9 protein-coding genes and 1 pseudogene are annotated in these 8,704 nt (G+C 36.2%); 3 read left to right on the top strand and 7 right to left on the bottom strand.

Annotation, left to right across the window (positions count from 1 at the left end; genetic code table 11):
* Positions 1 to 79: 79 nt before the first annotated feature.
* From BA053_RS03920 to pgsA, 6 genes and pseudogenes are all read right to left on the bottom strand, one after another.
* Positions 80 to 310: pseudogene (locus BA053_RS03920) on the bottom strand (SPFH domain-containing protein); the annotation flags it as partial.
* A gap of 7 nt (positions 311 to 317) precedes the next feature.
* Positions 318 to 1,247: a M23 family metallopeptidase gene (locus BA053_RS03915; RefSeq protein WP_245611078.1), complete on the bottom strand. Its 930-nt coding sequence runs from the start codon at positions 1,245 to 1,247 to the stop codon at positions 318 to 320.
* 351 nt (positions 1,248 to 1,598) lie between these two features.
* Positions 1,599 to 2,339 carry a YebC/PmpR family DNA-binding transcriptional regulator gene (locus BA053_RS03910; protein ID WP_065095065.1) on the bottom strand — a complete coding sequence of 247 codons (741 nt, stop codon included), beginning with the start codon at positions 2,337 to 2,339 and terminating at the stop codon, positions 1,599 to 1,601.
* A 60-nt stretch (positions 2,340 to 2,399) separates the two neighbouring features.
* Positions 2,400 to 3,107 (bottom strand): outer membrane protein assembly factor BamD, encoded by a 708-nt coding sequence (locus tag BA053_RS03905; RefSeq protein ID WP_065106784.1) that lies wholly within the window; start codon positions 3,105 to 3,107, stop codon positions 2,400 to 2,402.
* Positions 3,108 to 3,167: 60 nt separating this feature from the next.
* A complete protein-coding gene (locus BA053_RS03900) occupies positions 3,168 to 4,109 on the bottom strand; it encodes a hypothetical protein (protein WP_065106783.1) in 942 nt (313 codons plus the stop codon).
* 111 nt (positions 4,110 to 4,220) lie between these two features.
* Positions 4,221 to 4,763 (bottom strand): CDP-diacylglycerol--glycerol-3-phosphate 3-phosphatidyltransferase, encoded by a 543-nt coding sequence (gene pgsA / locus BA053_RS03895; RefSeq protein WP_065106782.1) that lies wholly within the window; start codon positions 4,761 to 4,763, stop codon positions 4,221 to 4,223.
* Positions 4,764 to 4,897: 134 nt separating this feature from the next.
* Here pgsA and BA053_RS03890 point away from each other — a divergent pair, with 134 nt between their 5' ends.
* From BA053_RS03890 to grxD, 3 genes are all read left to right on the top strand, one after another.
* On the top strand, positions 4,898 to 6,220 hold the full coding sequence (locus BA053_RS03890; RefSeq protein WP_082941419.1) for a malic enzyme-like NAD(P)-binding protein: 1,323 nt from the start codon (positions 4,898 to 4,900) through the stop codon (positions 6,218 to 6,220).
* A 78-nt stretch (positions 6,221 to 6,298) separates the two neighbouring features.
* Positions 6,299 to 6,517 carry a BolA/IbaG family iron-sulfur metabolism protein gene (locus tag BA053_RS03885; RefSeq protein ID WP_065095061.1) on the top strand — a complete coding sequence of 73 codons (219 nt, stop codon included), beginning with the start codon at positions 6,299 to 6,301 and terminating at the stop codon, positions 6,515 to 6,517.
* Between the two features lie 15 nt (positions 6,518 to 6,532).
* Positions 6,533 to 6,889: a Grx4 family monothiol glutaredoxin gene (gene grxD / locus BA053_RS03880; protein WP_065095060.1), complete on the top strand. Its 357-nt coding sequence runs from the start codon at positions 6,533 to 6,535 to the stop codon at positions 6,887 to 6,889.
* A 161-nt stretch (positions 6,890 to 7,050) separates the two neighbouring features.
* On the opposite strand, the gene fumC is transcribed toward grxD, so the two are convergent.
* Positions 7,051 to 8,445, bottom strand: a complete 1,395-nt coding sequence (fumC, locus tag BA053_RS03875; protein ID WP_065094368.1) for a class II fumarate hydratase — start codon at positions 8,443 to 8,445, stop codon at positions 7,051 to 7,053.
* Positions 8,446 to 8,704 lie beyond the last annotated feature (259 nt).

The following is an 8,704-nucleotide window of genomic DNA, read 5'->3' as shown; positions in this document are numbered from 1 at the left end:
TGTTGGATACTTTTTTCTCATCTTTACCCCGTACTAAAATTTCAGATATTATAGCCTTTTACTTGTTTCCGGACAACCTCTTAAAATAAGTTCCAATATAATGACCAAAAAAACTCTATCACTCTTGCTTCATTAGGGTCATTAATAAAAAATCCTTGAAGAAAAGTCAAAATTGAAACAGCAGCAACTCCAAGTGCAATTGTGCTGTCATATGCCCAAAAAAGCAGCGATAAAATTAATCCTAGCGCTATTAGTACAGGAAAAGCCCGAATTTGACTCAAATTCTATCGTTTATCGTATTCTTATCCATATTGTCTTTAAACTTCTTTTTCACTTGAACCCTCTCTGTTGATCGTTTTATTTATCTTATTTACAAATAGTTTAAACTCTCTTAATTCATGATCAGGCAATTTTACTTCAGTTTTATGCGCTATCGTAAGCGGATCGATGTGTTTGCTGTTATATATAACTTCGTAATGTAAATGGGGTCCTGTTGCAACACCAGTGCTACCAACATAAGCGATGACCTGCCCCTGCTTTACTTTAGAGCCTAACTTTATATCGCCACTAAATCTACTTATATGCGCGTAACAGGTTGAATATTCATTTTTGTGTTTTATTTTGATGTAATTTCCATAGCCACCATTCTTTCCTATATATTCTACCACACCCTCTGCAGCAGCGTATATGGGAGTGCCAAGTTTAGCTGCATAATCCACTCCTTTGTGAAAAGCAATTTTACCGCGAACAGGATGCTTTCTATTGCCAAATTTTGAGGATATGCGATAATCTCCATTTAAAGGATTTGCAAAAATTTCGCCATTTTTTAAGCTTATTCCTTCTTTATTAAAATACCTTTCTTTGCCGTCTTGCGATTTATAATGATATAAACTAATAGCTTTCTTGTTTATTGTCAGTGAAGCATATAAAATTTTTTCTTCAGTCTTCCGATTACTGAGCGATCTCTCAAAAAGAACCTCCAATTTACTCTTCGGCACAATGTCTTTTTTAAAATCAACACCGAAATCTTTATATATGTTGATCAATTTCACCACTGTATTTGGCGCCAACCCTTGCTCAATTCCCGTGGCAAAGAAAGAGGATTTTATGGTGCTGGATATGAATAACAACTTTCCATCATGTACTAAGTTTCCTACGTTGCTTCCCTCCACCAAAGTAATATCTTTTTTTTTCCTGATTCCTTGCTGAAGTGACACTGGAGAGTGGGTTAGGTTGCTTTCTGTCATGCAAGTAGCTGACACTGGAATCCAGCTTTCTGGTAATTTCACCGAAAATGTTGCATAATGTGCTTGAATTTTGCTGGATCCCAGTGTCTGGGCACTGGGATGACACCCTATGGGCGCAGCCTTTGTACGTTCCTTTTCTGTCATGCAAGTAGCTGACACTGGAATCCAGTTTTTTAATCGAAAATGTTGTATAGTGTGCTGTTTACAATCAATTTTGCTGGATCCCAGTGTCTGGGTACTGGGATGACAAGAAAGAGAGGCACTGGCTGCATACTGCGCAAGATCTGCTGATGTTTCAGCGGTATATAACGGTAAGATAAAGAGCAGCACAAATATAATCAGCTTCATCATTTAAACAGCATCAACAAAAGTAAAATTACCTTCCACGTACTGTACATCGTCATTATCTTCTAGTTCTTCAACCAATGTAGATAATTTATCAATCAACTCTTTATCGCTAATTTCAATCAGATCTTTTGGCTGCCATGAAAGACGAGCAAGTTCTGGTTCTCCGAATTTTGCATAAAAGGCATCGCGTACTTTACCAAAATCTTTTATTTCACAAGTTATAACATGTAATCCTTCTTTGTCATTTTCCTCAACGTTCAATACTTCTAACTCGATCCCATAATTAAATAAATCATCAAAATTCACATCCTCTGCTTTATAGACGATTAAGCCTACATGATCGAAGAGGTAACTAACACTTCCTGTTTCTCCCAAGTTTCCACCCTTGCGAGAAAATATATAACGTACCTCAGAAGCAGTACGGTTGCGGTTATTAGTCAAGGCATGGACAATGAGTGCAGTGCCAGAAGGGCCATGACCTTCATATTGGATTTCCTCATAATTTTCTCCAGCAACGTTACCGGTTGCATTTTTTATTGCTGTTTCTATTTTATCTTTTGGTAGATTTTCCTTGCGTGCAGCAAATATAGCAGAGCGAAGGCGCGGGTTGAGTTCGGGATCGGGCAGCCCTTGCTTTGCAGCAACTGTTATTTCTCTAATCAGCTTCGTAAATTTTTGAGAGCGCTTTGCATCCTGAGCGCCTTTCCGATGTTTTATATTTGAAAATTGTGAATGACCAGCCATATTCAAATAGTTAAAAATCTAAATTATATATCAAAGTATAGAAAAAACTAAAGCAAATTTTCAAGCCTCCGGCTTGGCATCTTGCAGGTTTTCTGCTAATAACATACTTTCATACTGCTCAGCTTCTAAGTCAAGGCCAAGAGCTGAATGGGCTGCTATTAAATGGTTAATAGACTTAGAAAAATATTTAGAATCCTTATAGCTTGCCATATTCTGGAAACGCTTAATTGCTGCTAAATATTCACCACGCCTCAGGTAAAATTTACCGATAGAATACTCTTTTGTTGATATATGTTCTGTGATTAATTTTGCTCTTTCCTTTATCTCGTCTACATATTCGCTGCCTGGAAAGAGATTAATGTACTCAGTGGCTAGCTCTAAAGTTTTATATACAGTTTGCTGTCCAAGTTGCACTTTATTAATTTGCATGTAATAAGATAATACCCTTAAGTAGTATACATATGGTAAATCTTCACCATTTGAATAAACATATATATAATCATCCATATCACTTGCAGCACTGCTATAGTTACCCATATTATAGTGAGAGACCCCAGATAATAATTTTGCTTTCATTGCCCAATAAGAAAAAGGATACAAATCCTCTATCTTATGAAATGCCCTAATAGCTTGTTTATATTTTTTCTGGTCAAAAAGTTCAACTGCTTCTTCATATAGTTCAGTTTCAGTTTTTTCAAGATCATCCGCATGTGACTGCGTAAAGGAGCAAACCAGAAAAATAAAGCACGTGATTAAAGTCTTATACATAAGATTTTTTTCGATCAAAATAAAGTATAGACCTAAATATTACTTAAATAAATAAATTTCTTAGGCAATAGCCTGCCCTTCTTCTTTATAACTACGGTCAGAACTACCTGCATTTCTTGATTCACCTCGTCCTTCCACTTTTGGATCTTTCAGCGTCTTGCTGTAGGAATGTATAGTTAATACCTGTACAACCATAAAAAGTGCAATACCTATCAAGCCTAAAGTAGGTCCAACAGCAGGATTTAAGGACGATGCTAATGCCATTAACATTATCCTTCTTATTAAAAATATAGAAGAACCAGCAAGAGCCAATCCGGCTACAGACATATTGCTAGTTTTCTTGCTAGATTTCTCATCAAGATCAGACTTTTCTGTTTCCTTTTTCTTATTTTTTTCATGCTTATCAATATAAGAAGCAAGAGTTGCAAGAAAAGCAATTGCATTGGCAAGAAATAAAATTGCATCCTCTGCTGCTTCAAGTGAAGATGTTTCACCCATTATCATACCTACAATAACCAGTGCAGTTGTTATAGCCTCAATATAGATCAAACACTGACCTATATCAGAAATATTGTGCTCTTTTTCCTTTACTTCCTCTCCATTTTCAATATTCTTCAACTCTCGTTCTTTTTGTGCTATTTTCCTATTATTGTAAATTAAATATAGTGCACAAATAAGAGATAGGACCATGAAAGGTAATATAGTGTGGCTTAGCGCGCCACTTATCACGCCAAGTAATACCTGATCGCTACATATTTTTTCCAGTTCAATAGCCATAAATAATGCAAATGGAACCATTGTTACCAATGATGCACATTGTCTATATAGCTCTCTTTTTTTTAGTGTTAATAGCTCTTGTTCTAGCCTTTCTCTTTTGACTTCTTTATCAACTGTTGGCCAAAAATCCCAAAAAAACTCTTCTAATGGTTCAAAATCTCTTTTTTTCTTATTCTTTCCTGGAACCTTTTTAGTAGAAGAAAATTTGCCACTAGGTATTTTCATAATATTAACCTAATTAGTTGTAAGTTAATACAATTATACACCTTTTTGCTTTCTGAGTCAATATCACTAAGATATTAACTACTCTTGTCTATTAATTATTTCCTAGGAGATTTAATCAATCTGTTTGATGCCGGCTAGGATATAATTATAGCCTGACCACACAGTTATAATAGCTGCAACCCATAAACAAATCGCACCTGTATATTGAATCATATAATAATCGTTCATTATTAGCGCTACTACAGCAACCATCTGCAAAAATGTTTTAATTTTTCCAGCTTTGCTTACAGGTAGACTAACATTTGTAGCTATCAGAAACTCCCGTAAACCCGAGACTAATATCTCCCGACAGATGATGATAATCGATGGTACTATTGTAAAATCATTTATCTTATGCTTATAAACTAGCATAATTATCGTTGAAACCACTATTAATTTGTCAGCAATTGGATCAAATAGCTTGCCAAACTTTGATTGGACTTTCCACGCACGCGCCAGGTAACCATCAAAAAAATCCGTAATGCACGCAAACACAAAGATTGATATTGTTATCAGGCCTGCATATTTATTTTCTATATAAAAACTTAATATTATTGCTGGTATTGCAAGTGCACGAGAAATTGTAAGCAAATTAGGCACGTTTTTTTTAAGCATGTAATATCATCTTACGTAATAGGTAAACTTATACAGAAGTACAACAGAGTTCACAAGTTAATAATTTACAATTGAACATTTATAAAAACTCCATATACTTAAAAAATACAAGCTTAAAATATAAGGATGTAATGATGAACGATGATTTAGATAGTACCACAAAACAAGAAGCGCTTAAGTATCACAGCAGAGGTGGTAACCCTGGTAAAATTTCAATCATGCCAACAAAACCTTTATCTACCCAGTATGATTTGTCACTTGCTTATTCCCCTGGTGTTGCAGCTCCGTGCCTTGAAATAGCTAAAAATCCTGAGGTTGTTTATGATTATACAGCAAAAAGCAACTGTGTTGCTGTCATTTCAAATGGCACTGCAGTGCTTGGACTTGGTAATATCGGTCCTCTTGCTGCAAAACCTGTCATGGAAGGCAAAGCTGTTTTATTTAAGCGTCTTGCTGATATTGATGCAGTTGATATAGAAGTTGGTACAGAAAATATAGAAGATTTCATCAATGCAGTAAGGTATCTTGGACCAAGTTGGGGGGGGATAAATTTAGAAGATATAAGATCTCCCGATTGTTTTATAATAGAGAAACGCCTGAATGAACTGATGGATATTCCAGTGTTCCATGATGACCAGCATGGAACTGCGGTGGTTGTTGCAGCTGGCATAGAAAATGCTCTTGATATTGTCGGAAAGAAATTAGAGGACGTTAAGATCATTATGAATGGTGCTGGAGCAGCCGGTATTGCATGTTTAGAAATACTAAAGTCCATGGGCGCTAAAAATATAGTGCTGTGTGATAAGCAAGGAGTAATATACAAAGGTAGAAACGAGGACATGAATGAGTGGAAGGAAAAATATGCAATTGATACTTCCGAACGTTCTCTACTTGATACAATAAAAGGCGCTGATGTATTCATCGGATTATCTGCAAAAGATGTGTTAAATGAAGAGATGTTAAAGAGTATGGGCAAAGACCCGATTATTTTCGCTCTCGCCAACCCCGATCCAGAAGTAAGGCCTGAGTTTGCAAAATCTGTGAGGCCAGATGCAATAATCGCAACTGGCAGGTCAGATTACAACAATCAAGTCAACAACGTAATGGGATTTCCTTATATATTCAGAGGAGCGCTTGATGTACATGCAACAACAATAAATGATGAAATGAAAATTGCAGCTGCAGATGCAATAGCAAAGCTTGCCCGTGAGCCAGTACCAGGTGAGATATCTGCAGTCTATGGCGGTCGTAAAATGAGCTACGGACGTGAATATATAATACCTACTCCATTTGACCCAAGATTAATTTCTATAGTATCTCCTGCTGTTGCAAAAGCCGCAGTTGATTCAGGTGTTGCAAGAAAGGCAATACAAGATTGGAGTAAATATGAAAATCAATTAAAATCTCGCCTTGCTAGTGCACTTAACACACTGAATCTACTATCTTCACAATATTAGTAACTATATAATCAATAATTCAATTGCACCCAGTCGTTTTAGATTTATAATGAAAGTATTGTAATTTAAAGTAAATCAATGACTATTGCAATTCACGAATTAGAGAGGATCATCAAACAATCGTTCCCCGACGCTGATATAAAGGTTCATGACCTTGCTGGAGATGATGATCATTATCATTTAAAAATAACCTCCAAGCGCTTTCTTGGAAAGACAAGAATAGAACAGCATAAAATGGTATATAAAGCTCTGGAAGGTCAGTCTATACACGCCTTGCAACTGGAAACTAATACTTAAAAATAAGGTGAATTTATGAGCAATTTTGAACAAATAAAAAAAGATATCGCAGAAAATGATGTGGTATTATATATGAAAGGCACTTCTGATTTTCCTCAATGCGGATTCTCTGGACTCGTCGTGTCAATCCTAAAAAAATTGAACGTGAAGTTTAAGTATATTAACGTGTTGGAGAATGATGAAATACGTGAATCTATAAAAAAGTTTTCTGATTGGCCAACAATTCCACAATTATATATAAAGGAAGAGTTTATTGGTGGTTGCGACATCACTCGCGAGATGTACGAAAAAGGCGAACTGCAAAGTTTATTGAAGGAAAAAAAAATTATTGCGGAATCAGTACCAAGAAACCAGTGCCCAGACGCTGGATAACGTAGTATAGCTATGAAAAAGGATCTTATGTCTTAAACCGTATCCGTTCAGGGGAGCGGCAAAATAAGGTAGACAAAGCAAGATAATAATGTTGATGTTAACACTATTGTCAAGTTTACTGGCCTTTCTATTAGTGAGATTGAAGAATTAAGTGTGAGCGGTTACAAATAATTTACCATTTCTTCTGGTTTCACTATCCTTTCAAACTCTTCCTCAGTGAGCAGTTGAAGTTTTGCTGCTGCTTCTTTTAGAGTGATATTTTCTTTATAAGCAAGCTTCGCTATTTTTGCTGCATTGTCGTACCCTATATGCGTATTTAATATAGTGACCAACATCAACGACTGATTCAGTAAATCTTTTATCCTCTCTTCATTTGCTTTAATACCAATTACACATTTTTCTGTAAAATTTAAACTTGCATCAGCTAAAAGTCTTATAGACTGCAAAACATTGTAAATTATCACTGGCTTAAACACATTCAATTCAAAATGACCGTTTGAACCACTAATGGTCACAGCAACATGATTTCCCATAACTTGAGTGCATACCATAGTCACCGCTTCACACTGAGTTGGATTCACTTTACCTGGCATAATTGAAGAACCAGGCTCATTTTCCGGTAACATTATTTCCCCAATTCCGCATCTTGGACCAGAACCAAGCAGCCTTATATCATTTGCAATTTTCATTAAACTGACTGCTGCTGTATTGAGTGTTCCACTGAGCTCAACTAAAGCATCATTTGCTGCTAGCGCTTCAAATTTATTGCCTGCTGAAGTAAATGGAAGATTAGTGATTTTTGCAACTTCTCTAGCAAAATCTTCAGCAAAACCCTTTTTAGTATTGAGTCCCGTGCCAACTGCAGTGCCACCTTGTGCAAGCTCATATATATCACTTAAAGTTGATTTTACTCTCTCTATCCCCTTTTTAATCTGGACTGCATAGCCAGAGAACTCCTGTCCTAGTGTTAGGGGCGTTGCATCTTGTAAGTGAGTACGTCCTACTTTTATTATATCTTTAAATTCCTGAACCTTATTATCCAGCACCTTATGCAATTTTTCAAGATTTGGAATAAGCAAGCAGTTTATTTGCTCTGCTGCTGCTATATGCATTGCTGTTGGAAAGGTGTCATTTGACGACTGACCATAATTCACATGATCATTTGGATGTATCGGAGATTTACTACCCAAATTGCCACCTAAAATCTCTATTGCACGATTGCTGATCACTTCATTCATATTCATATTAGTCTGCGTTCCGGATCCGGTTTGCCAAACAACAAGCGGAAATTCATTATTAAATTTGCCATCTATTACTTCCCTCGCGGCTGTGCAAATTGCGTCCCCTACCCTATCATCTATAACACCATGTTTCATATTAACACGCGCTGCTGCAAGTTTTACTATTGCTAATGCTTTAATCAGAGGCTCTGGCATTTTTTCTGTGCCAATCTTAAAATTTTCTAAAGAACGCTGAGTCTGCGCTCCCCAGTAATGTTCACTTGGTACTTTTACTTCCCCTAAGCTGTCTGATTCTATTCTCGTCTTTCTATCCATATTTTCCTCCTGGTGTTATGCAAACTGGTTCACTACATAATTTTTTCATGCCTACTTCTTGGTTAATTAAATCATACTAGATCCAAGTAGTCAAGTGTACGAACATTGCAATTTTCAGTTAACTTGCATGGTAGATGCAAGTAGCTGACACTGATTCACTTTATGATGGTGTCATTCCAGTCTGGAATCCAGCCTTTTCATAATCATCAAAACGTTGTATTTTAACATAAAACGGCTACTTTTATGCTTACCAACTTAA

Origin of the sequence: Wolbachia endosymbiont of Nomada ferruginata, from assembly GCF_001675785.1 — a bacterium.
Classification (GTDB): domain Bacteria; phylum Pseudomonadota; class Alphaproteobacteria; order Rickettsiales; family Anaplasmataceae; genus Wolbachia; species Wolbachia pipientis.
Note: the sequence above shows the minus strand (reverse complement) of the source record. Positions and strands in the feature narration are given on the sequence as shown.

Bases quoted from the DNA above. Each gene is read 5' to 3' on its own strand.
- BA053_RS03900 (WP_065106783.1), bottom strand. From the start codon at position 4,109: ATGAAAATACCTAGTGGCAAATTTTCTTCTACTAAAAAGGTTCCAGGA.
- BA053_RS03910 (WP_065095065.1), bottom strand. From the start codon at position 2,339: ATGGCTGGTCATTCACAATTTTCAAATATAAAACATCGGAAAGGCGCT.
- pgsA (WP_065106782.1), bottom strand. From the start codon at position 4,763: ATGCTTAAAAAAAACGTGCCTAATTTGCTTACAATTTCTCGTGCACTT.
- fumC (WP_065094368.1), bottom strand. From the start codon at position 8,445: ATGGATAGAAAGACGAGAATAGAATCAGACAGCTTAGGGGAAGTAAAA.
- BA053_RS03905 (WP_065106784.1), bottom strand. From the start codon at position 3,107: ATGTATAAGACTTTAATCACGTGCTTTATTTTTCTGGTTTGCTCCTTT.
- BA053_RS03885 (WP_065095061.1), top strand. From the start codon at position 6,299: ATGACTATTGCAATTCACGAATTAGAGAGGATCATCAAACAATCGTTC.
- grxD (WP_065095060.1), top strand. From the start codon at position 6,533: ATGAGCAATTTTGAACAAATAAAAAAAGATATCGCAGAAAATGATGTG.
- BA053_RS03915 (WP_245611078.1), bottom strand. From the start codon at position 1,247: ATGACAGAAAGCAACCTAACCCACTCTCCAGTGTCACTTCAGCAAGGA.
- BA053_RS03890 (WP_082941419.1), top strand. From the start codon at position 4,898: ATGAACGATGATTTAGATAGTACCACAAAACAAGAAGCGCTTAAGTAT.